We start from the raw sequence: 22,401 nt of genomic DNA on the forward strand, positions 1-22,401 counted from the left end.
CACGGCGCTCAATTTTTTTGTTACTCGCCTTCCAGCAGTTCGGTGACGCGGCCGATCAGTTCGGCAATCGCGAACGGCTTGGGCAGCACATGCATGCCCGGCTCAAGCGTGTCATGCGCCAACGCGGCGTTTTCAGCATAACCAGTCACGAACAGGATTTTCAGGTCGGGCCGGACATCCCGCGCCGCGTCTGCGACCTGACGACCATTCATGCCGCCCGGCAGACCGACGTCGGTGATCAGCAGGTCGATCGCCGCTTTGGACTGCAGAATGGTCAGGGCATCGGCACCCCGTTCAGCCTGCAAGACAATATAGCCAAGGTCTTCAAGCAACTCGGCAATGAGCAAGCGCACGGCGGGCTCGTCATCGACGACCAGAATGGTTTCGTCACTCGTGCTGGAAGCGGGGACTTGCAACGGGCTGTCATCGAAGACCACCGTTTCAGCTTCGCCTTCGTGCATCGGCAGCAGAATGCAGACTTTCGAACCCTCGCCAACCTTTGACGTAATGTAAACGCCGCCACCGGACTGCCGTGCAAAACCGTAAATCATCGACAGCCCCAGCCCGGTGCCCATGCCTGTCGGTTTGGTGGTGAAGAACGGGTCGAAGGCCCGCGCCATGACGTCGTTGCTCATGCCGGTGCCGGTGTCGCTGACGGACAGTTCCACATAACGGCCTGCGGGCAGTTGATACTTGGTCGCCATGACTGCCGTCAGGTGGCGATTGCCCGTCTGGATCAGCAGTTTTCCGCCATCGGGCATGGCGTCCTTGGCGTTGATGCACAGGTTGAGCAGCGAATTTTCCAGTTGATGCGGATCAACCAGGGTCGCCCATAGCCCGCTTGAGGCATTGACCTGCATATCGATGGCCGGACCTACGGTGCGCCGAATCAGCTCGTCCATGCCCGCGACCAGAAGATCGATATCCGTGGCCTTGGGGGCCAGCGTCTGACGGCGCGAGAATGCCAGCAGCCGATGTGTCAGGGATGCGGCGCGTCTCGAGCCTTCCAGCGCTGCGTTGATGTAGCGGTCCAGTTCCGTGAAGCGTTCCTGTCTGATCCTCGACAGCAGCAGCTCCATGTTGCCGGTGACACCCATCAGCAGGTTATTGAAGTCATGAGCCAGCCCGCCGGTCAGTTGCCCGACCGCTTCCATTTTCTGCGATTGAATCAAGGCCTCTTCGGCAATACGCAATGCTTTGATGCGGTCCTTTTCGTGGGTCAGGTGCTTGCCCAGCGCAAAAATGATTCCGTTGCCGGGTGCCGCAGTCCAGCCGAACCAGTGGTAGCTGCCGTCGACATGCTGATAACGATTTTCAAACAGCGGCAGTACATGGTTGACAGTGTGTTTCAGAGCATTCTGGGTGTTGCTGACATCATCCGGATGCAGCAGGGTCATGATGGAGGTGCCCAGCAGCTCTTGTTCCGGGTGGCCCAGTAGCGCTGTCCAGGCCGGGTTTACCCGCAGAAAGATACCGTTGAAATCGAGTATCGCCAGCGGGTCAGGAGATATTTGCCAAAACGTGTCCAGCTCCAGCGTCCGTTGTTCAAGTCTGGCGGTCTGCTGTCGTTCCAGACTGACCAGATCGTCAATCAGTTTCAGGCTTTTGCGCTCGCTTTCCTGCAGCGCTTGCTGATTGAGAACATGCGCAGTGGTTTCGTTGGTGATGCAGAACATGCCGACTACCACGCCATGCTCGTCGATGACCGGTGAAAACGAGAATGACCACCATGTCTGCTCGACCTTGCCGTAGCGTGCCATGGACAGCGGCAAGTCCTGGTAGTGGCAGGGCTTGCCGGCGAGCGCGTCGATCACCAGCGGCGCGACTTGGTCCCAGACGTCTGCCTACAGATCCGGAATGAGTGCGCCGATAGCGTCGTGCTGGCGCGGGCCGAGGATCGGGGTATAGGCGTCATTGTGGAAAAACACCAGATCCGGTCCCCAGAGCAGGTACATGGACTCCGGAGAATTGAGGATCAGATTCAGGGTGTTTTTCAGCGATACCGGCCAATGCTTGATCGGTCCGAGTGAAGTCTGACTCCAGTCCCTGGATCGGATAATCCCGGCGGCCTTGCCGTTGGCGGTCGGGAAACCAGTGGGCGATATCACTTCGGACAAGCTCCTGAAGATCTGCATGAAGAGGCAAGGGTATTCATATGAATAGGGATGTGTGTTTGCTCAGTTCAGGAAAGGGGCTGCATACCTGCTTTTACCTGCAGCCTGTACTTTATTGACTCTTAGCCACAGGTGCGGGTTGCACGCAGTTCACCAATACGCGGGGCAGATTGACGAACGGGTATCTGCTCAAACCCGTAACATCCGGAAGCACACCGGTAATAGCCAGACAGTGACTTCTCTTCAACTTGTTGGTCAATGACTCATCTGACAAACCTTGTAGGAGGCTTCCTGTGAATACGCGTGGTTTACTCGATCAATTGCTCAAGTCCGGACAAAGCATGTTGCAGGACAAGAACAAAGGCAAATCCGGCAAGCAATCGTCGGGCAGCGACTCACTGATCAATGGCCTCGGCAGCCTGCTTGGCGGTGGCAAAGGACAGGGCGGTTCCCAGAATGGGCTGGGTGGTCTGCTGTCCGGCGCCGGTGGTGGCGCTCTGGCCGCAGGTGCCATGAGTCTTCTGCGCGGCAAGCGTACCCGCGGGATGGGTGGCAAGGTGTTGACCTACGGAGGCCTGGCGGCGCTGGGAGTACTGGCTTACAAGGCATACAACAACTGGCAGTCCAGCCAGGGGCTTGCCGCTCAACGTGAACCGCAAACCATCGACCGGCTGCCCGAGGCTGAAGCCGAGCAGCACAGCCAGGCAATCCTGCGCGCATTGGTCGCCGCCGCAAAGGCCGATGGCCATGTCGATGAGCGTGAGCGCGAACTGATCGAAGGTGAGTTCACCAAACTGAACAACGATCAGACGCTTCAGCAATGGCTTCACGCCGAGCTGAACAAGCCGCTGGACCCGGCAGAGGTGGCCCGGGCCGCGACCACGCCGGAAATGGCGGCGGAAATGTACATCGCCAGTGTGATGCTGGTGGATGAAGAGCACTTCATGGAACGCGCCTACCTCGATGAGTTGGCGCGTGAGTTGAAGCTGGAACCCGGCCTCAAGACCGAGCTTGAAGGCCAGGTGCGGAACGCTCAGTAAACCGGCTCTCCGGCCAGTGAGTTGCCTGGCACGCCTTGTGTGCCAGGCAACTGCCCCGATCAGGGGTGTTCCATTCCTTCGGCGTTGGTCAGTTCCCTGATCAGCGCCGTCTGCTGCTCCTTGAATGTGGCTTCGAACTCTACAATCCGTTCTTCGTACTCCGGGTCTTCGAGACTGATATTGCGTTGTTCGAACTCGTCGGTGAGCTGGTTCAGTTCAGTCCTGTAGGTACGTTCGAGTGCTTCGAAGCGTCCAGTGTGGGTTTCACGCAGGTACGGTTGCCATCCAGCTCCAGCCTTTCAAGCGTCGCAATCCGGCCGAAGAAATCGATGTGCTGTTGCTCTACCAGCATCCCTTGATCCATCAGCGATAGTGTACGAAGAGATCGAAGCTCAAGCAGCGCCGGTGGCAGTTGCAGTAGGGGGGCGACATGCCCGCTTATTTCCAGCGAGGTCAGATCCGTCATGCGGCGCAACAGTTGATCCAGGTCAGCGGCTGTGCCAATGATTCTGCTCAGATGCAGATAGCGTACCTGGCGATAAAAGAAATCCGGCAGGTGTCGGGGAAAGTCGGCCAACGCAATGTCTGCGAGGCGCAGTGGACTGTGGATTTGCCCCAGGCTGAAGGTTCGCCAATGATCGGTCAGAAGCCTGCCGATCTGACGGCGTGATTCGAGGGTCTGCTCGCTCGGTAAGGCCATCGAGCTGGAGGCATGCGTCCACCGATCAACGGCGGCAAATAATTCTGCACCTTCGTTCAATTGCCTGTTTACAGCGGCCTGCACGGCAACCGGAGTGTCCATGACAAAACTGAAGGAACTGCCGGCTACCGCTTCATTGATACGTGCATGCATCGCAGTGTGTCGGGACAGGATGTTGCCGCGCAAGTCAATCACTGTCCGATGCTCAGGGCTGGGAGGATTGTCGAGGATCCACCCGGGCAGTTCCGTCAGGTTATTGTGCGCCACCGACAGTTCGCGAATGTTGTTCGGGATTATGTCGGTCAGCCAGGACGGCCAGCGGTGCATGCTGACCCGCTCCAGCACCAACCGGTCGAGGTGCAGCCAGCTCAGGTCCATGGGCAGCACGCTGATCAGGCGATTGCCACTGAGGTTCAGCATCCTCAGGCCAGGCATGCTGCGCAAGGGGTCCATTTGCGCCTGGTCCAGAAAAATGCCCTGGTTGATCAGCCCCAGTTCGGTCAGTTGGGGCAGCACACGGGACACTTGCTGAGGCAGGTTGAGAAAGATCGAGGGCTCGGGGGCCAGACGGGAGGCGGGCTCACTGATCAGGTTCAGTGCGCGGGTATGCGGGAATGGTCAACGGTACACGTCGTTCTGTAACGAGTTGCAGTCTTTCGGCAGGCGAGGCATGGCTGGCCAGTTCCTCGGTTACCAAAGGCGGCAGACCGGGAAATGCCTTCTGCAGGGTTTGCGCACCTTGCGCCTCGCTGGTGTTCAATGCGCGGTAATGAGACTCGAACAGCCAGCCCCGCGTGGTACGGGCGCGTGCCGCCAATTGCGCCCGTAGCGTGATCAGTCGCGGTGACATGCCAAGCTGGCCTGCACCGAACTCTTCGTTGAGCAGGGTGCGGATTTCGTTGTTGCTCAGCTTTTCCAGCACCTGGCGCAGGGCATCCGGCTGGTCGGCATGAACAGTGATGTTGAGGGTGTCAGACACGACCGGCTGATAGGCCGGAGCGAATGTCTGCAGCGTGCGGCCCTCGGCATCCACCAGTACCAAGGCGCGATTGCTCGGCCAGCCACGGTCCTGGCTCAACAGTTCAAGTTGAAGGGGCGCTGCGGCGTTCGTATCGTTGGCTTCCAGCTGTTCGATGAAACGCTCGATCTCCTGGTCCAGCCTGAACCGGCGCGCCGTGTCCTCAAGCAATGCCGGAGGACGACGCTGATCGGTCAGTGCCTCGCGCATCACGGATTCAGGCGTGTTGCTGACTTTGACGATGCGCCTGGCGGTGCTGTCCGAAAACGTTTCACTGGAATAGCCCAACCGTCGAAACAGGTTCAGGCCTTCCATCTCCAGCGGCTGATCGAGCTCATGCAGCCATGCGCCTGCGCCGTTGTGCCGCAAGGCGGGCCGATAGCTGTCCGCGCGGGTCGGGTGCTCGATCAGGTAACCGTCGCCGCTCGTGGCAGGGCTGACTGAATAGGTACGTCCTTCAAGTGGCAACCACTGCTTGCCTTGCCAGGTGTACAGCCCGGTAGCGTCGGGCTGCAGACCCTTGGGCAGTACGATGTCATGGGCAAAGGGCGTCAGGTCAGGCTTCCACAGGCGGGTCGTGCCGCCCGGAAAATCCACGGGCTTGAGGCTTTTTACGAACTCGGGCGCCTGTACCGCCGGGATACCTGCGGCGCCCGTCGACGCAGCGCCAAGAGCCGATATCAGGGCAACGTTCTCGACTACATCGAACAGGTAGGCGAACGCCTGCTGTTTCTCGTCCTTGGCCCAGCTTTCCACGCCCTCATACACTTCGTGAACCAGCTGAATGGCGGTGACGGCCATCATCACTTCGCCCAATACCGGAACGACGAAGCCTGCGATATTCAGGACATTGAAGGCGGTGTCCATGAAGTACTGCACGCGCTCATCGAAGGTTTTCTGATCCTGTACTGCTGTAGGCACACCATGAAACAGTGCGTCGTCGCGCAAGGCCTCGCGTTTGCGCTCGTGCAGGTTGTCCAGCAGTGGACCTTGCAGCACGGTTTCTCTCAGGTGGAGTCGGGCGTTTCGGTCCGCCTCACGCTCCAGCCACTGGCGCTCGAAAATGCCGCCTTTCTTGACTTTGGGGTATAGGCGCTCGGATAACTTTTCAAACAAGGCACTTCGATGGCGCGCCGGTATGAAGCGCATGAAGAAGTTCAGGTAGTCGTTGATGAACATCCGGTCGCGTAATTCATTTATGAAGACTTCGACCGAGTCGTATTCCTTCAACGGCGCAACGGGATCATCCGGGATATACACCACAATCCGCTCTGCCTGAGTGGCAATATCCCGGTCCTTGCCAATAACCAGAAGACCGCTCAGTTCGATATCGCCCAGGCACACAACGCTGCAGTTGACTGGCCGGTTATCGAGGCGGACTTGTTGCTTGCCATCGAGAAGCTCCAGTAATGCGCCTTGCAAATCCGGGCTGATCTGTTGTTGCAGGGATGCAATCTGCAACTGCAGCCGGATCGACGATGCTTCCAGCTGCATGAAGGTCTGGCGCAGCCTCGATGCCGCAGCGTCTTCCGTTTCGTCAGGGGTCGAAGGCGTGCTGAAGACGGCCTGGATATGCGCCTGATATTGGCCGCCCAGGTCCAGCTCACGGCACAGCGCCGCAAAGCCGGCCGGGGAAATAGGCAGCGACTTGCCGGTGATCTGTGGGCCGAGGATTTCAAAGGAAGAAAACACCTGGGCCTTGATACCGGTGCTGGCGTCCATTGCGCCCGGTGCGGTTTCCCAGGCTTCGAAATTCTGTAGCGCAGCCTTGAGCAGGCTCTGGGTCGCGGCCCTCAGTGCAATGTTTGCCTGCGTTAGAGGGTCTCTGGATGCCGTATTGAACGATTGATCGACTCGCGCCCGACTGGCGTGGAACAGCCAGGTATCGGTGACGTCCACCTCCAGCCCGAAGCGGTCCTTGATGGCGGCTGTCAGCAAGGGCCTTGCGAAGTCCTCCAGTGTCGACAGGCGATCCAGCATCGGGCGAACCTGGTGCTCGTGCTTTCGGTGCTCGGCATACAGGCGCTGCAGTTCGGCGACCTGATCAGGGCTGGACTTGCGTGCGACTTTCAGCCATTGCACGGGGCGCCGCGAGGCCTTGCGCAAGGCCGCATGGGTTGGCGGCTCAGCCTGAAGCAGCCACTCGGGGGCTTTGTCTTTTATCAGTTGCAGATGCGGGAGTGCAGAAGCCTTGCCCGACAGAGATAGATCCAGCATTTAAGTGCCTTGTCGTGAATGAACAACGACAAAGCTTACGGTCGTGACTTGCCGTACAAGTGCTAACTATCTATGTGCTTTCGCTGTTTCTGAAGACCATCGCTCAAGTAGTGGTGGCGATGGCCGACAAGACATTGGATGGGTGAAGGAGCGGCGATCAATAGCGGCCGTGACTTCGTTCTGTATTACCCATGTAACGTTTGACGGCTGGGCTATACTCACGCCGTTTGGACCGTCCGTCGGTCCACTTCTTGAACACGGCCCGACGCCGTCGTTGAACTCTTGAGGGCTGACTGTGAAGAACTGGACCTTGCGCCAACGGATTCTGGCGAGTTTCGCCGTCATCATCGCAATCATGCTGTTGATGGTCGTTGTATCTTATTCACGGTTGTTGTCCATCGAGTCCAGCGAGGAAGATGTGCGTCTGGATGCGTTGCCCGGCGTGTATTACAGCACCCTGGTGCGCAGTGCCTGGGGCGAGAGTTACATCCGCACGCTGGAGCTGATTGCCGAAGGGCAGGCGCGGCCGCTGACCAAGCAGGAAAAGGAACAGTTTCAGGGCTTTGACGAAAACCTGCAGGCACAGATGGACGGCTACAAAAAGTCCATCTTCGATGATGCAGACAGAGACAGCTTCGCGCTCTTCGAAAAGCGCCGCGAAGCCTATTCGCGCATGCTCGCCGATGTTCACGCCAAGTACGATAGCGGCGACTACGCAGGCGCGCGCGCCGAATTCTATGGCGAAGTGAACCCGGTCTGGCTCACGGGACGCAAGCAGCTCAATGATCTCATTGTGGCCAATAAACAGCTGGCTGATCAGGCCACCGCCAACATTGTCAATGCCGTGCTGGCTGCCAAGATCAGCATGATCCTGTCGCTGCTGGTCGCCGTGCTGGCGGCTGCGGCCTGCGGTCTGCTGTTGATGCGTTCGATCACGGCACCGATGCAATTGATCGTTCGGATCCTGGACGTCATGCGTACCGGCGACCTGAGCACTCGATTGAACCTGTCGCGCAAGGACGAGTTCAATGCGGTCGAGACTGGCTTCAACGACATGGTCACCGAGCTCACCGCGCTGGTTGCCCAGGCGCAGCGCTCCTCGGTACAGGTCACTACCTCGGTCACCGAGATCGCTGCAACGTCACGCCAGCAGCAGGCTACCGCCACCGAGACCGCTGCAACCACCACCGAGATCGGCGCCACGTCGCGGGAAATCGCCGCCACCTCGCGGGACCTGGTGCGCACCATGACCGAAGTCACTTCGGCGGCGGATCAGGCGTCGGTTCTCGCCGGTTCCGGCCAGCAGGGCCTGGCACGCATGGAAGACACCATGCATCAGGTGATGGGCGCTGCCAATCTGGTCAACGCCAAGCTGGCGATCCTCAACGAGAAGGCCGGCAACATCAATCAGGTCGTCGTCACCATCGTCAAGGTCGCCGACCAGACCAACCTGCTGTCGCTCAATGCCGCCATCGAGGCCGAGAAGGCCGGTGAATACGGTCGCGGGTTTGCAGTGGTTGCCACCGAGGTCCGTCGCCTGGCCGACCAGACTGCCGTCGCCACTTATGACATCGAGCAGATGGTGCGGGAAATCCAGTCTGCGGTGTCTGCGGGTGTGATGGGCATGGACAAGTTTTCCGAAGAGGTGCGTCGTGGCATGTTCGAGGTCACCCAGGTCGGTGAGCAGCTGTCGCAGATCATCCATCAGGTTCAGGCGCTGGCACCTCGTGTGCTGATGGTCAACGAAGGTATGCAGGCCCAGGCCACCGGCGCCGAACAGATCAATCAGGCGCTGGTACAACTGGCGGATGCCAGCAGCCAGACCGTCGAATCACTGCGCCAAGCCAGTTTCGCGATCGACGAGTTGAGTCAGGTCGCGGTCGGGCTGCGCAGCGGCGTTTCGCGTTTCAAGGTCTGAAGGATCAATGAGCGATCAATCGCCGAGGCGCAATGGCACGCCACTGACCGCCAGCAAGCTTTTTCTGCTGTTTTGCATCGGCGAAGACCGCTATGCGCTGGACGCGACCGAGATCGCCGAAATCCTGCCGCGGGTAAAACTCAAGGCGATTGCCCAGGCACCGCACTGGGTGGCGGGAATCTTTGCTCATCGCGGCGAGATTGTCCCGGTGATCGACATCAGCGCGCTGAATTCCGGTCAGCCAGCGCGCTCGCGTACCAGTACGCGCATGGTGCTGGTGCATTATCGCTACGACGACGCGCACCCGGCTCAGTTGCTCGGGCTGATTCTGGAGCAGGCGACCGAAACGCTGCGCTGCCCGGTTGCGCAGTTCAAGGCGTACGGGCTGGACAATCGCCTGTCACCTTACCTGGGGCCGGTCCGCGAGGACGAGCAGGGCCTGCTGCAGTGGATTCATGTTCACGAACTGTTGAGCGAGCCGGTCCGCGAGTTGTTGTACCCGGTGCCGCCGATTGACCTTGAGCTGCTTGAGGACGCGCGATGAAGGTGGATGATTCGCGCTTCTTCAGCTTTCTCAAGGAGCGTATCGGACTGGATGTGACGTCCGTCGGCGAAGCGATCATCGAGCGCGCCTTGCGTCAGCGTGCGACGGCTGTCAATTGCCCTGACAGTGATGCGTACTGGCATCTTCTGGTCTCGTCGCCGCAGGAGCAGCAGGCGCTCATCGAAGCGGTGATCGTTCCCGAGACCTGGTTCTTTCGTTATCCCGAATCATTTGTCACCCTGGGTATGCTGGCCCGCGAGCGTATCGCCGGTCTTGCCGGTGCGCGCCCCTTGCGCATTCTCAGCCTGCCGTGCTCGACCGGTGAGGAGCCGTATTCCATCGCCATGGCGTTATTCGACGCCGGGGTCGACGCCCGGCAATTCAAGGTCGATGCCATCGATATCAGCCCTGTTTCGATTGCCAAGGCCGAGCACGGTGTCTACGGCAAAAACTCGTTCCGTGGCAGCGACATCAGTTATCGCGAGCGCTATTTCAGTCCTGTCGCTGACGGCTTTGAAATCGCTGACAGTGTTCGCGACTCTGTGAGTTTTCAGCCGGGTAACCTGCTCGACCCGAAACTCGCTTCACAAGTGGCCTATGACATCGTCTTCTGCCGCAATCTGGTGATCTATTTTGATCGGCAGACCCAGCAACATGTATTCAAGGTCCTCAAACAACTGACCCGTGAAGACGGCCTGCTGTTTATCGGTCCGGCGGAGGGCAATCTGCTGGCGGGTATCGGCATGCGCTCGACGGGTATCGCCCAGTCCTTCGCCTTCCGGCACGCGCCCGTCGATGCGGTGGTGCCGGTGCCTGTCGCTGCACCGATGGCATCGCGTCCGGTGGTCGAGGCACCTGCCAGAGCGGTCGCGCCACGACCTGCGCCGCGAACATCCGCAGCCTTTGCGCCCGTCGCAAAACCCGTCGCTGCGGCGGGCAACAGCGATGTTTCGGCCTTGCTCGACAGGATCGCGGGGCTGGCCAACGAAGGTAAAAGTGCTGAGGCTCGGGCTGCGTGCGAGCGTTACCTGCAGCAGCATGAGCCGGTCGCGCAGGTGTTTTACTGGCTGGGTCTGCTCAGCGAAGTGGAAGGCCAGGTGCCACAGGCGCAGGGCTTCTATCGCAAGGCGCTGTATCTGCAACCGCAGCACTCCGAATCGCTGGCCCAACTGGCAGCATTGCTGGCTGCCCAGGGTGACACTGCTGGCGCCCGGCGCTTGCAGGACCGCGCAGCACGTGGCACGAATAAACAAGGAAACCAATGATGGCGGGCGTGTCCGGTTTTTCCAGTCTGACCCATGATCAGGCCCTGGATATCGATGATTGCTGGAACCGCATCGGCATTCACGGCGATCGCTCCTGCCCGTTGCTTGCAGAGCATATCCACTGCCGCAACTGCGCGGTTTATTCGGCTGCCGCCACCCGTCTGCTGGACCGCTACTCGCTGGTCCAGGAGTCGCCTGAGCAGTTTCAGGGTTCGGTGTTGCTGCGCGACATCGAGACGCGCTCGATTCTGGTATTCCGGCTTGGTGAAGAGTGGCTGGGGCTGGCGTCGCGCTGCTTCTCGGAAGTCGCTCCCAGTCAGACCATCCATTCACTGCCACACCAGCGTTCGCGTGCATTGCTGGGTGTCGCCAATGTACGCGGCGCTCTGGTAGCGTGCATCTCGCTGGTCGAGCTGCTCGGGCTGGACAGCACCGCGGTGAGTACCCCGTCGACGCGGGTGGTACCGCGCATGTTGATCGTCAGCGTCGAAGGCGGCCCGGTGGTGGTGCCGGTCGACGAGGTGGACGGTATTCACGCCATCGACGAGCGTGAGCTGGAAGCTGCTTCGGCATCCGGTACGCATGCCAATGCCCGTTTCACCCGTGGCGTGCTGCAATGGAAGGGCCGCAGCCTGCGCTGGCTGGACGAAGAAGAGTTGTTGTCGGCGGTGTATCGGAGCCTCACATGACGCCAGATCAAATGCGTGACGCCTCGCTGTTCGAACTGTTCACGCTGGAAGCCGACGCGCAGACCCAGGTATTGAGTGCGGGCCTGCTGGCACTCGAACGTAACCCGACCCAGGCGGATCAGCTGGAAGCCTGCATGCGTGCCGCTCACTCGCTCAAGGGCGCAGCGCGGATTGTCGGCGTCGATTTCGGCGTGAGCGTCGCGCATGTGATGGAAGACTGTCTGGTCAGCGCTCAGGAAGGGCGTCTGCTGCTTCAGGCCGAGCATATCGACGCGCTGCTGTCGGGGACCGACCTGTTGATGCGTATCGCCACGCCCGGCAGCGACGGTATTGGTCAGCCTGATATCGACAGTTATGTCGAAAGGCTCAATACGTTGCTGGCTTCCGGCGCTGGCACGGCGCGTACGGTCAGTACACCACTGCCGGATCCAGCCTCGGAGGCCTTGCTGGCCAGCGCGATGCTGCAGCTTGAGACATCAAGCGGGTCGGTTGCGCCAGCGCCTGAGTCTGTCGCAGCGCCGTTGGCCGCCGAGTCGCCTGCGCCTGCCAGTCCAGCCGCCATGCCGGCTTCGGAACCAGAGGCACCGTTCACGCCCTTGCGTGAACGCCGTGTGGCCGAGGGCGGCGAACGCGTGTTACGAGTCACCGCCGAGCGCCTCAACGGGCTGCTGGACATGTCCAGCAAATCGCTGGTCGAGACTCAGCGCCTCAAGCCTTTGCTGGCCGGTATGCAGCGTCTCAAGCGCCTGCAAAGCAGCAGCGACCGTGCGCTGGAGGTATTGGGGGCCAGTTTTGGTGAAGAAGGTCCTTCGGCCGATGTGCAAAAAGCCCTGGAGGACGCGCGCAACCTCCTGTCCCAGGCGCAGCAGGTGTTGGCCCGGCAGACTGCCGAGCTGGATGAATTCGGCTGGCAGTCGGCACAACGTGCGCAACTGTTATACGACACGGCACTCGCGTGCCGCATGCGACCCTTCGCCGACGTACTGAATGGTCAGGCGCGCATGGTCCGGGATCTGGGGCGTGAGCTGGGTAAACAGGTCCGCTTGCAGATCGAAGGCGAGAAGACCCAGGTCGATCGCGATGTGCTGGAAAAGCTCGATGCACCCTTGACTCACCTGCTGCGCAACGCCGTGGACCACGGCATCGAGTCGCCCGAAAAGCGCGTGGCGTCCGGCAAGGACCCTGAAGGTCTGATTCGTCTGCAGGCGTCGCATCAGGCTGGCTTGCTGGTCGTTGAGTTGAGCGATGACGGTGGCGGCGTGGACCTTGAACGTCTGCGCCAGAACATTATCGACCGCAAGCTTTCGCCGGCCGAGACCGCTGCGCAGCTGAGCGAGGAGGAACTGCTGAGTTTTCTGTTCCTGCCGGGCTTCAGCATGCGCGACAAGGTCACGCAGATCTCCGGCCGTGGTGTCGGCCTCGATGCCGTGCAGCATATGGTTCGCCAGATGCACGGCAGCGTTGAGCTGCAGCAATGGGCGGGCGAGGGCAGTCGCTTCAGGATAGAAATGCCGCTGACGCTTTCAGTGGTACGCAGCCTGGTCGTGGAAGTGGGTGGTGAAGCGTATGCCTTCCCGCTGGCTCATATCGAGCGCATGCGCGACCTGCAGCCTGACGACATTCTGCAACTGGAAGGGCGTCAGCATTTCTGGGATGAAGAGCGCCATGTCGGTCTGGTTTCGGCCAGTCAGCTGTTGAATCGGCCGGCTGCGCAGAAGGCCGGAGAAACGCTCAAGGTTGTGGTGATTCGTGAGCGTGATGCTGTTTACGGCGTGGCCGTTGAACGCTTCATCGGTGAGCGCACGCTGGTGGTGATGCCGCTCGATGCGCGCCTGGGCAAGGTTCAGGACGTGTCGGCGGGGGCCTTGCTCGACGACGGTTCGGTGGTGCTGATCATCGATGTCGAAGACATGTTGCGCTCGGTGGAAAAACTTCTGAATACCGGCCGCCTGGAGCGCATCGACCGACGCACTCGTCAGGCAGACCAGGTGTCACGCAAACGCGTGCTGGTCGTCGATGATTCTTTGACCGTGCGCGAGCTGGAGCGCAAGCTGCTGCTCAGTCGCGGCTACCAGGTGTCGGTGGCCGTGGACGGAATGGACGGCTGGAACGCGCTGCGCGCCGAGGACTTCGACCTGCTGATTACCGACATCGACATGCCGCGTATGGACGGTATCGAGCTGGTGACCCTGTTGCGCCGCGATACCCGCTTGCAGTCCCTGCCGGTCATGGTCGTGTCCTACAAGGACCGTGAAGAGGACCGGCGTCGCGGCCTGGACGCTGGCGCCGATTATTACCTGGCCAAGGCCAGTTTCCACGATGATGCCTTGCTCGACGCTGTCGTCGAATTGATAGGAGACGCGCAAGGATGAAGATTGCCATCGTCAACGATATGCCCATGGCCATCGAAGCCCTGCGCCGTGCACTGGCTTTCGAGCCCGCGCATAAGATCATCTGGGTGGCGTCCAATGGTGCCGACGCCGTGCAGCGTTGCGTCGAGCAGACCCCGGACCTGATCCTGATGGATCTGATCATGCCGGTGATGGATGGCGTCGAAGCCACCCGCCGGATCATGGCCGAAACACCCTGCGCTATCGTTATCGTGACCGTCGACCGCGAGCAGAACATGCGCCGCGTGTTCGAAGCGATGGGGCACGGCGCGCTGGATGTGGTGGACACGCCGGCCATTGGTGGCCCCAATCCAAAAGAGGCGGCGGCGCCCCTGCTGCGCAAGATCCTCAATATCGACTGGCTGATCGGCCAGCGTGTTGGCGTTGAACGGGTCGCGGTTGCGCCGGTTTCCGCGCCGTTGAAACGTGACCGGCTCGTGGCGATCGGTTCCTCGGCAGGCGGGCCTGCTGCGCTGGAGATTCTGCTCAAGGCGCTTCCGGTGAGTTTCCCGGCAGCGATTGTCCTTGTACAGCACGTCGACCAGGTCTTCGCCGCCGGTATGGCCGAGTGGTTGAGCTCGGCCTCCGGCCTGCCGGTACGTCTGGCAAGGGAAGGCGAAACGCCACAGCCGGGTGTGGTGTTGCTGGCAGGCACCAATCATCATATCCGTTTGCTCAAGGACGGCACGCTGGCGTACACAGCGGAGCCGGTGAATGAAGTTTACAGGCCCTCGATTGATGTGTTTTTCGAGAGCGTTACCCGATATTGGAGTGGCGAGGCGGTTGGCGTTCTGCTGACCGGGATGGGGCGCGACGGTGCACAGGGACTCAAGGCCATGCGTGAGCGGGGGTTTCTGACCATCGCTCAGGATCAGGCCAGTTCTGCTGTATATGGCATGCCCAAGGCTGCCGCAGCCATTGATGCTGCCGTGGAAATCTGCCCATTGCCCGCCATAGCACCTCGCTTGATCGAGGTATTTACTCAATGACTGCTCTGCTGAACTCAGTGGCAGTCGGCGACCAGGAGAAAGATCATGAATGACCTGCAAACGGATGAGCTCAAGACGCCGGATGAAAACAGCGCAATGGTGCTTCTGGTGGATGATCAGGCCATGATTGGTGAAGCCGTACGACGCGGCCTGGCCGGCCATGAGTCCATCGACTTTCATTTTTGTGCCGACCCGCATCAGGCGATTGCACAGGCCGTGCAGATCAAGCCGACGGTGATTCTGCAGGACTTGGTGATGCCGGGCCTGGACGGGCTGACGCTGGTTCGCGAGTACCGCAGTAACCCGCTGACCCGCGATATCCCGATCATCGTGCTGTCCACCAAGGAAGACCCGCTGATCAAGAGCGCGGCGTTCACGGCCGGGGCCAACGACTATCTGGTCAAGCTGCCGGACAACATCGAGCTGGTGGCGCGCATTCGCTATCACTCGCGCTCGTACATGACCCTGTTGCAGCGCGACGAGGCCTATCGGGCCCTGCGCGTCAGCCAGCAACAACTGCTCGATACCAATCTGGTTCTGCAGCGCCTGATGAATTCCGATGGCCTCACGGGGCTGTCGAACCGCCGCCATTTCGACGAGTATCTGGAACTGGAGTGGCGCCGTGCAGTTCGCGAGCAGACCCAGTTGTCGTTGCTGATGATCGATGTGGACTACTTCAAACCCTACAACGACAACTTCGGGCATCTTGAGGGTGACGAGGCCCTGCGTCAGGTCGCCAAGGCAATCCGTAACAGTTGCAGTCGCCCGTCGGACTTGCCGGCTCGCTACGGCGGCGAGGAGTTCGCCATGGTCCTGCCCAACACCTCGCCGGGTGGGGCGCGTCTGCTGGCTGAAAAGCTGCGCCAGAGTGTCTCCAGCATGAATATCCCGCATATGGCGCCAGCGCCTGGCTCCAGCCTGACGGTGAGTATCGGCGTAGCAACCGTGACGCCGCAGCTCGGAATGCACAGCCGTCAGCTGATTCTGGATGCCGACAAGGGGCTTTATCAGGCCAAGAATAACGGGCGCAATCAGGTCGCGGCGGGCTGACGCCGGCAGCGACTGGTAAATAGGCCTCACAACGCCCGCTCGACGGGCTGCTTTCGTGGCCTTGCCTGGGGTATACTCGTCGGCTTTGAAAATTTCGCCTGCGAGTGCTGCCTACCATGGAAATCAACCCGATCCTAAACAGCATCAAGGATTTGTCCGAGCGCTCCGAAACCATTCGGGGGTATCTTTGACTACGATCACAAACATGATCGTCTGACCGAAGTCAACCGCGAGCTCGAAGATCCAAACGTCTGGAACAACCCGGCCTACGCCCAGGAACTGGGGCGCGAGCGCTCCCTGCTGGCGCAGATCGTAGAAACCCTGGACGAAATGTCCTCGGGTCTGGCCGATGCCAAAGACCTGTTGCTGATGTCTGCCGAAGAAGAAGACCAGGCTGCCGTCGATGACGTCGCCGCCGAAGTCGAGCGCCTGCGCGAATCGCTGGAAAAGCTCGAGTTCCGCCGCATGTTCAGCGGCGACATGGACCCCAACAACGCTTATCTGGACATCCAGGCCGGCTCCGGTGGCACCGAAGCGCAGGACTGGGCGAACATCCTGCTGCGCATGTACCTGCGCTGGGCTGACAAGCGCGGTTTCGACGCTACCATCATGGAACTGTCTGCCGGTGAAGTCGCCGGTATCAAGGGCGCTACCGTGCACATCAAGGGCGAATACGCCTTCGGCTGGTTGCGTACCGAAATCGGCGTTCACCGTCTGGTGCGCAAGAGCCCGTTCGACTCCGGCAACCGTCGCCACACCTCGTTCTCTGCCGTATTCGTTTCGCCGGAAATCGATGACAACATCGAAATCGACATCAATCCGGCGGATCTGCGCATCGACACCTACCGTTCTTCCGGGGCCGGTGGTCAGCACGTAAACACCACTGACTCGGCGGTGCGGATCACCCACGTTCCGACCAATACCGTGGTCAGCTGCCAGAACGAGCGTTCCCAGCATGCGAACAAGGACACCGCCATGAAAATGCTGCGGGCCCGTTTGTATGAGCAGGAAGTGCAGAAGCGCAATGCAGCGTCCCAGGCACTCGAAGACACCAAGTCCGATATCGGCTGGGGTCATCAGATTCGCTCCTACGTACTGGACGCCTCGCGTATCAAGGACCTGCGGACCAACATCGAACGCAGCGACTGCGACAAGGTGCTTGATGGCGATATCGACGAATACCTGATCGCGAGCCTCAAGCAAGGGCTGTAAACCGTCAGCCGACACCTCAAGTCCCTCGTCGCAAGGCGAGGGCGAACCTGTGATGGAATCTTTAAAGACATGAGCGACCAACAACTCGACCCGCAAGCCCTGCAACAGGAAGAAAACACCCTGATCGCCTTGCGCAAGGAAAAGCTTGCAGCAGGCCGTGCCAAGGGTCAGGCCTTCCCCAACGACTTCCGCCGCGACAGCTACTGCAATGACCTGCAGAAACAGTACGTCGACAAGACCAAGGAAGAACTGGCAGAGGCAGCGATTCCGGTCAAGGTTGCCGGTCGCATCATGCTCAACCGTGGCTCGTTCATGGTGATCCAGGACATGACCGGGCGCATCCAGGTCTATGTCAACCGCAAGACCCTGCCTGAAGAAACCCTGGCCGAGGTGAAAACCTGGGACCTGGGCGACATCATCGCTGCCGAAGGTACTCTGGCACGCTCCGGCAAGGGCGACCTGTACGTCGAGATGACCAGCGTTCGTCTGCTGACCAAATCTTTGCGTCCGCTGCCCGACAAGCACCATGGCCTGACCGATACCGAACAGCGCTACCGTCAGCGTTACGTCGACCTGATCGTCAACGAAGACGTGCGCGAGACCTTCCGCGTGCGCTCGCAGGTTATCGCTCACATCCGCAGCTTCCTGATGAAGCGCGACTTCCTCGAAGTCGAAACGCCGATGCTGCAGACCATTCCCGGTGGCGCGGCGGCCAAGCCGTTCGAAACCCATCACAATGCGCTGGACATGGAAATGTTCCTGCGTATCGCCCCGGAGCTGTACCTCAAGCGATTGGTGGTCGGTGGTTTCGAGAAGGTCTTCGAGATCAATCGCAACTTCCGTAACGAAGGTGTTTCGACCCGGCACAACCCCGAGTTCACCATGCTCGAGTTCTACCAGGCCTACGCCGATTACGAAGACAACATGGACCTCACCGAGGAACTGTTCCGCGAACTGGCACAACTGGTTCTGGGTACCACCGACGTGCCTTACGGCGACAAGGTGTTCCACTTCGGCGAACCGTTCGTGCGCCTGTCGGTGTTCGACTCGATCCTCAAGTACAACCCCGAGCTGACCGCTGCCGACCTGCAGGACATCGACAAGGCCCGCGCCATCGCGAAAAAGGCCGGTGCCAAGGTGCTGGGCTTCGAAGGTCTGGGTAAATTGCAGGTTATGATTTTCGAAGAGCTGGTCGAGCACAAGCTGGAACAGCCTCACTTCATTACCCAGTACCCGTTCGAAGTGTCGCCACTGGCGCGCCGCAATGACGAAAACCCGAATGTTACCGACCGTTTCGAGTTGTTCATCGGCGGTCGCGAAATCGCCAATGCCTACTCCGAGCTCAACGACGCCGAAGATCAGGCCGAACGCTTCCAGGCTCAGGTGGCCGACAAGGATGCCGGTGACGACGAAGCCATGCACTACGACGCCGACTTCGTCCGCGCGCTGGAGTACGGCATGCCGCCGACGGCGGGCGAGGGGATCGGCATCGACCGGTTGGTGATGCTGCTCACCGACTCGCCATCGATCCGTGATGTGATCCTCTTCCCGCACATGCGCCCGCAAGCGTAATCAGTGGAAAAACAGCCGCCTTCATTGGGCGGCTTTTTTTTAAGTGTTTTTTCAGATCGACTCATTTCAGAGCGACTTATAAGGAAGCTGTCGTGACGATTGCCAGAGAAGGGGCCGCCGGAGTAGCGAGCGCGGTGGCCAAAAGTGTCAAGTATCAGGGGCGCAAGGCTGCGTGTGAGGGCAGTGAGCAACGCAGGCAGGTCATTCTCGATGCCGCCATGCGTATCGTGGTGCGTGACGGCGTACGCGCCGTACGCCATCGTGCAGTGGCCGCCGAAGCCAGCGTACCGCTGTCGGCAACCACCTATTACTTCAAGGATATCGATGATCTGCTGACCGATGCCTTCGCCCAGTATGTACAGCGCAGTGCCGACTATCTGGCGCGGCTGTGGCAAAACACTGAAGGCATTCTGCGCGAGATGATGAGCCGCAGTTCCGGGAGCCCGACTGACCGGTTTCGTCTGGCGGACGACATTGCGCGTATGGTGACGGAGCATATTCGCCATCAATTGCTGACCCGGCGTGACTATCTGATCGCCGAGCAGGCGTTCTACCACGAAGCATTGATCAACCCGCGCCTGACGCCGCTGGTCATGGCCCATCAGGAAATTCTTCTGCAAGGCAGTTGTCAGTTCTTTCAGGTGATCGGTTCCCTGCAGCCCTATCAGGATGCTCAGGTGTTGACGGGGCTTATTCGTCGCATTGAGTATCAAGGTCTGCTGCATGGGCCACAGCGTCAGGCGGACGAAGAAATGCTCTGTATCCTGACGCGGCAGATGCGTCTGGTCCTGGGGACCCCGCAGCCGCTTCGAGGGTGACTATACTGCTGCGCGAGTGCCTGGGATCGGCTGTTCAGATGGCTTGACGATCCTGCCGGTTTCGATATTTTCCAGAGGTGGCGTGTTGTTCGGCGCCGCCAAGCAGTAGCGTGACAGCCAGCCAAGGAGTACCGGTGGACGAGTATCAACAGACTATTCGTGCTTTATCGGATCGGATCGTCGTTGCACAGACGCCGATTCGCATTCTGGATGCAGTTAAATGGGATGAGAACGTCCGCAAGGAGTTTCTGGCCGCCAAGGGCAAGGCGCTTCCTGCCGTGGACCGCGCCTACTACGAAAACCGTCCGCTGGGTTTCGACTCTTCCGCCTTGAAGCAGGAGTTTCAGAACATCGAGCGCGACGTCACGCGTCAACTGGGGCAGTTCAATCCGGTCGGTCAGATCATGCGCCGCATGTGCCGTGAGTACCGCATGGTGGTGCGTATGCTCGAGGCCCGCGGTACGTCCGACTTCGGCCTGATTTCTCAGGAACTGTACGGCGCGGCATCCGACGCCTTTCATGCGGGTGACCCGACGCTGGCCGATCTTGGCTTGATGCTTTCGGATTACCTGAACAACATTGCCGGACGCGGCGACCTGAAGGACGAGCCGAAAACGCTCACCGCCAAGGACGCCGTTTCGCTGCTGCAATCGCGTTTGAACCGCGTGTTCGGTGAGGCCGAGGAGACCATCCGGGTTTTCGAATCCGACGGGATCGTCGCTGATGCGGCTGCCGGTGCCGACTACATCAAGATCCGCACCGACGCCATGTTCAACGAGCGCGACGTCCGTGCGCTGGAAGTGCACGAAGGGCTGGTGCACGTGGGTACCACGCTGAACGGGCAAAACCAGCCGATCTGTACGTTCCTGTCAAAGGGGCCGCCGTCATCGACGGTGACGCAGGAAGGCCTGGCGATTCTCATGGAAGTCATCGCCTTTGCATCCTATCCCAGCCGCCTGCGCAAGCTGACCAACCGCACGCGCGCCATTCACATGGCCGAGCAGGGCGCTGATTTTCTGCAGGTGTTCGAGTTCTATCGCGAGCAGGGTTTTGGCATGTCGGAGAGCTACGGCAATGCCAGTCGCGTCTTCCGCGGCTCGGTGCCCAACGGCTTGCCGTTCACCAAGGACCTGTCCTATCTGAAAGGCTTCATCATGGTCTACAACTACATTCAGCTCGCCGTGCGCAAGGGCAAGCTTGAACAGGTGCCGCTGCTGTTCTGCGGCAAGACCACGCTGGAAGACATGCGTACCCTGCGCCAACTGGTGGACGAAGGGCTGGTGGTTGCACCCAAGTACCTGCCCGAGCAGTTCCGGGACATGAACGCCCTGTCGGCCTGGATGTGCTTCTCCAACTTCCTCAACCACCTGAGCCTGGACCGCATCGAAGCGGACTACTCGAATATTTTGTAGGCCGAACTGACTATCGTGCCAATGCTCCGCGTTGGCACGCAGTGGGTGACGCTCGGCGTCACAAATCTGCGCCGCGCTGCACAGTCAGGATCGGACGCAGAGCGTCCAGAACGGCATTCCCACGCTGGAGCGTGAGGAACGATAATCTTGTAACTATCGTGCCATTGCTCTGCGCCAGCACGGCAGTGATGTGGCGATGAAAACAACAAGGAAACCTCATTTGAAACTGCTCGGCATCTTCACCCTGATCCTTGCGCTCACCGGTTGCAGTTCGATGTTGTTCTACCCCGAACCAGGTGTTCCGTTCACGCCTGACAAGGCGCGCCTGCAGTATCAGGACGTGAACCTCACTGCGGCCGACGGTACACGCCTGCATGGCTGGTGGCTGCCCGCCAGGGAAGGCGTGCCGGTGAAGGGTACGGTGCTGCATCTGCATGGCAACGGTGGCAACCTGTCCTGGCACCTTGGTGGCGTCTGGTGGTTGCCCGAGCAGGGTTATCAGGTGCTGATGCTGGATTACCGCGGCTATGGCGAGTCGCAGGGCGAGCCAAGCCTGCCGGCGGTCTATCAGGATGTTCAAGCCGCTTTCGACTGGTTGAACACTGCACCGCAAGTGCAAGGCAAACCCCTTGTGGTTCTGGGACAAAGTATCGGTGGAGCACTGGCGGTGCATTACCTGTCCGAACATCCGCAGGAGCGCTCGCGGCTCAAGGCGTTGGTGCTGGACAGCGTGCCAGCCAGTTACCGCAGCGTCGCGCGAAACTCACTGAGTAAATCGTGGCTGACCTGGCCATTGAAAACGCCCCTGTCCTGGTTTATCCCGGAGGCCGACAGCGCGGTCAACGGCCTGCCACGATTGGCCGGCACGCCGATGCTGATCTTTCACAGCATGGACGACACACTGGTGCCACTCGCCAACGGTATCGAGCTGTACAAGGCCGCGCCACCACCGCGCGTATTGCAATTGACCCGGGGCGAGCACGTACAGACATTCGCAGACCCTCTCTGGCGTCAGGTGATGCTGCGCTATCTGGACGATCCGACGCATTTCAACGGCCTGCGCCGCCTTGCGGAAGTGCCCAACTACCCGACCCCCGCCACACCGCCAGCGCCATGAGTGGCGACCGTAACCTCAATGGCATGATCCTCAGCGCTGTCGGTGCAGTCATCGGCACGGTGGGCTGCCTGTGGTTTTACGGTTACCTGCACTTCGCAAAGCCAGAAGATGCGCTGCTGCTCGGTGAATTCACACTGCTAAAAACCGTACCCGGCGAGGATTACAAAGTCGCTGCCACGCCGGCCGCCGAGGTGGCGCAGTGCGTTGATGGCGTACTGGTGTTGTTCGATACGTCACGAAAAGGTCTGTCGGGCGTATTGATCGATGATCGCAGGCAGGCAGTACGTTGCCTGGGTCAGCAAACGCCCCGGCAATAAAGACAGCGGTAAAAACCCT

14 protein-coding genes and 2 pseudogenes are annotated in these 22,401 nt (G+C 60.0%); 14 read left to right on the forward strand and 2 right to left on the reverse strand.

Annotation, left to right across the window (positions count from 1 at the left end; translation table 11 throughout):
• Nucleotides 1–20: 20 nt before the first annotated feature.
• Nucleotides 21–2,108, reverse strand: a pseudogene (locus tag PCPL58_RS08810) (response regulator).
• A gap of 299 nt (nt 2,109–2,407) precedes the next feature.
• Here PCPL58_RS08810 and PCPL58_RS08815 point away from each other — a divergent pair.
• On the forward strand, nt 2,408–3,154 hold the full coding sequence (locus PCPL58_RS08815) for a tellurite resistance TerB family protein (protein WP_044309237.1): 747 nt from the start codon (nt 2,408–2,410) through the stop codon (nt 3,152–3,154).
• Nucleotides 3,155–3,428: 274 nt separating this feature from the next.
• Here PCPL58_RS08815 and PCPL58_RS08820 read toward each other — a convergent pair.
• A pseudogene (locus tag PCPL58_RS08820) lies at nt 3,429–7,089 on the reverse strand (dermonecrotic toxin domain-containing protein); the annotation flags it as partial.
• A 295-nt stretch (nt 7,090–7,384) separates the two neighbouring features.
• On the opposite strand from PCPL58_RS08820, the gene PCPL58_RS08825 reads away from it, so the two are divergent.
• The 13 genes from PCPL58_RS08825 (at nt 7,385) to PCPL58_RS08885 (ending at nt 22,382) form a co-directional block, all read left to right on the forward strand.
• Nucleotides 7,385–9,007 carry a methyl-accepting chemotaxis protein gene (locus tag PCPL58_RS08825; RefSeq protein ID WP_065349252.1) on the forward strand — a complete coding sequence of 541 codons (1,623 nt, stop codon included), beginning with the start codon at nt 7,385–7,387 and terminating at the stop codon, nt 9,005–9,007.
• 7 nt (nt 9,008–9,014) lie between these two features.
• Nucleotides 9,015–9,551, forward strand: coding sequence for a chemotaxis protein CheW (locus PCPL58_RS08830; protein ID WP_003364934.1), 537 nt, complete (start codon nt 9,015–9,017; stop codon nt 9,549–9,551).
• Nucleotides 9,548–10,816, forward strand: coding sequence for a CheR family methyltransferase (locus tag PCPL58_RS08835; protein WP_003364932.1), 1,269 nt, complete (start codon nt 9,548–9,550; stop codon nt 10,814–10,816). The genes PCPL58_RS08830 and PCPL58_RS08835 overlap by 4 nt, the downstream gene beginning before the upstream one ends.
• Complete coding sequence (locus PCPL58_RS08840) at nt 10,816–11,505, forward strand: chemotaxis protein CheW (RefSeq protein WP_003433418.1); 690 nt, start codon at nt 10,816–10,818, stop codon at nt 11,503–11,505. The genes PCPL58_RS08835 and PCPL58_RS08840 overlap by 1 nt, the downstream gene beginning before the upstream one ends.
• Complete coding sequence (locus PCPL58_RS08845; RefSeq protein WP_046719801.1) at nt 11,502–13,877, forward strand: hybrid sensor histidine kinase/response regulator; 2,376 nt, start codon at nt 11,502–11,504, stop codon at nt 13,875–13,877. The genes PCPL58_RS08840 and PCPL58_RS08845 overlap by 4 nt, the downstream gene beginning before the upstream one ends.
• Nucleotides 13,874–14,884 (forward strand): chemotaxis response regulator protein-glutamate methylesterase, encoded by a 1,011-nt coding sequence (gene cheB / locus PCPL58_RS08850; protein WP_065349253.1) that lies wholly within the window; start codon nt 13,874–13,876, stop codon nt 14,882–14,884. The genes PCPL58_RS08845 and cheB overlap by 4 nt, the downstream gene beginning before the upstream one ends.
• Before the next feature lie 45 nt (nt 14,885–14,929).
• Nucleotides 14,930–15,934, forward strand: coding sequence for a response regulator (locus PCPL58_RS08855; RefSeq protein WP_065349254.1), 1,005 nt, complete (start codon nt 14,930–14,932; stop codon nt 15,932–15,934).
• Nucleotides 15,935–16,050: 116 nt separating this feature from the next.
• A protein-coding gene (gene prfB, locus PCPL58_RS08860; RefSeq protein WP_096102164.1) for a peptide chain release factor 2 occupies nt 16,051–17,146 on the forward strand; the annotation gives its coding sequence in 2 pieces (ribosomal slippage) (nt 16,051–16,122 and nt 16,124–17,146; 1,095 coding nt in all).
• 69 nt (nt 17,147–17,215) lie between these two features.
• Nucleotides 17,216–18,718: a lysine--tRNA ligase gene (gene lysS / locus PCPL58_RS08865; protein ID WP_003364921.1), complete on the forward strand. Its 1,503-nt coding sequence runs from the start codon at nt 17,216–17,218 to the stop codon at nt 18,716–18,718.
• A gap of 92 nt (nt 18,719–18,810) precedes the next feature.
• Nucleotides 18,811–19,536 carry a TetR/AcrR family transcriptional regulator gene (locus PCPL58_RS08870; protein WP_065349255.1) on the forward strand — a complete coding sequence of 242 codons (726 nt, stop codon included), beginning with the start codon at nt 18,811–18,813 and terminating at the stop codon, nt 19,534–19,536.
• 134 nt (nt 19,537–19,670) lie between these two features.
• Complete coding sequence (locus PCPL58_RS08875) at nt 19,671–20,948, forward strand: flavohemoglobin expression-modulating QEGLA motif protein (RefSeq protein ID WP_003433414.1); 1,278 nt, start codon at nt 19,671–19,673, stop codon at nt 20,946–20,948.
• A 220-nt stretch (nt 20,949–21,168) separates the two neighbouring features.
• Entirely contained in the window at nt 21,169–22,065 is an 897-nt protein-coding gene (locus PCPL58_RS08880; RefSeq protein WP_065349256.1) for an alpha/beta hydrolase, read from the forward strand.
• Nucleotides 22,062–22,382, forward strand: a complete 321-nt coding sequence (locus PCPL58_RS08885; protein WP_003364912.1) for a hypothetical protein — start codon at nt 22,062–22,064, stop codon at nt 22,380–22,382. Before PCPL58_RS08880 ends, PCPL58_RS08885 begins: the two co-directional genes overlap by 4 nt.
• Nucleotides 22,383–22,401: the final 19 nt, after the last annotated feature.

The sequence above is a fragment of the Pseudomonas cerasi genome (assembly GCF_900074915.1).
Taxonomy (GTDB): Bacteria; Pseudomonadota; Gammaproteobacteria; order Pseudomonadales; family Pseudomonadaceae; genus Aquipseudomonas; species Aquipseudomonas cerasi.

Bases quoted from the DNA above. Each gene is read 5' to 3' on its own strand.
- cheB (WP_065349253.1), top strand. From the start codon at position 13,874: ATGAAGATTGCCATCGTCAACGATATGCCCATGGCCATCGAAGCCCTG.
- PCPL58_RS08835 (WP_003364932.1), top strand. From the start codon at position 9,548: ATGAAGGTGGATGATTCGCGCTTCTTCAGCTTTCTCAAGGAGCGTATC.
- PCPL58_RS08845 (WP_046719801.1), top strand. From the start codon at position 11,502: ATGACGCCAGATCAAATGCGTGACGCCTCGCTGTTCGAACTGTTCACG.
- lysS (WP_003364921.1), top strand. From the start codon at position 17,216: ATGAGCGACCAACAACTCGACCCGCAAGCCCTGCAACAGGAAGAAAAC.
- PCPL58_RS08885 (WP_003364912.1), top strand. From the start codon at position 22,062: ATGAGTGGCGACCGTAACCTCAATGGCATGATCCTCAGCGCTGTCGGT.
- PCPL58_RS08830 (WP_003364934.1), top strand. From the start codon at position 9,015: ATGAGCGATCAATCGCCGAGGCGCAATGGCACGCCACTGACCGCCAGC.
- PCPL58_RS08855 (WP_065349254.1), top strand. From the start codon at position 14,930: ATGAATGACCTGCAAACGGATGAGCTCAAGACGCCGGATGAAAACAGC.
- PCPL58_RS08840 (WP_003433418.1), top strand. From the start codon at position 10,816: ATGGCGGGCGTGTCCGGTTTTTCCAGTCTGACCCATGATCAGGCCCTG.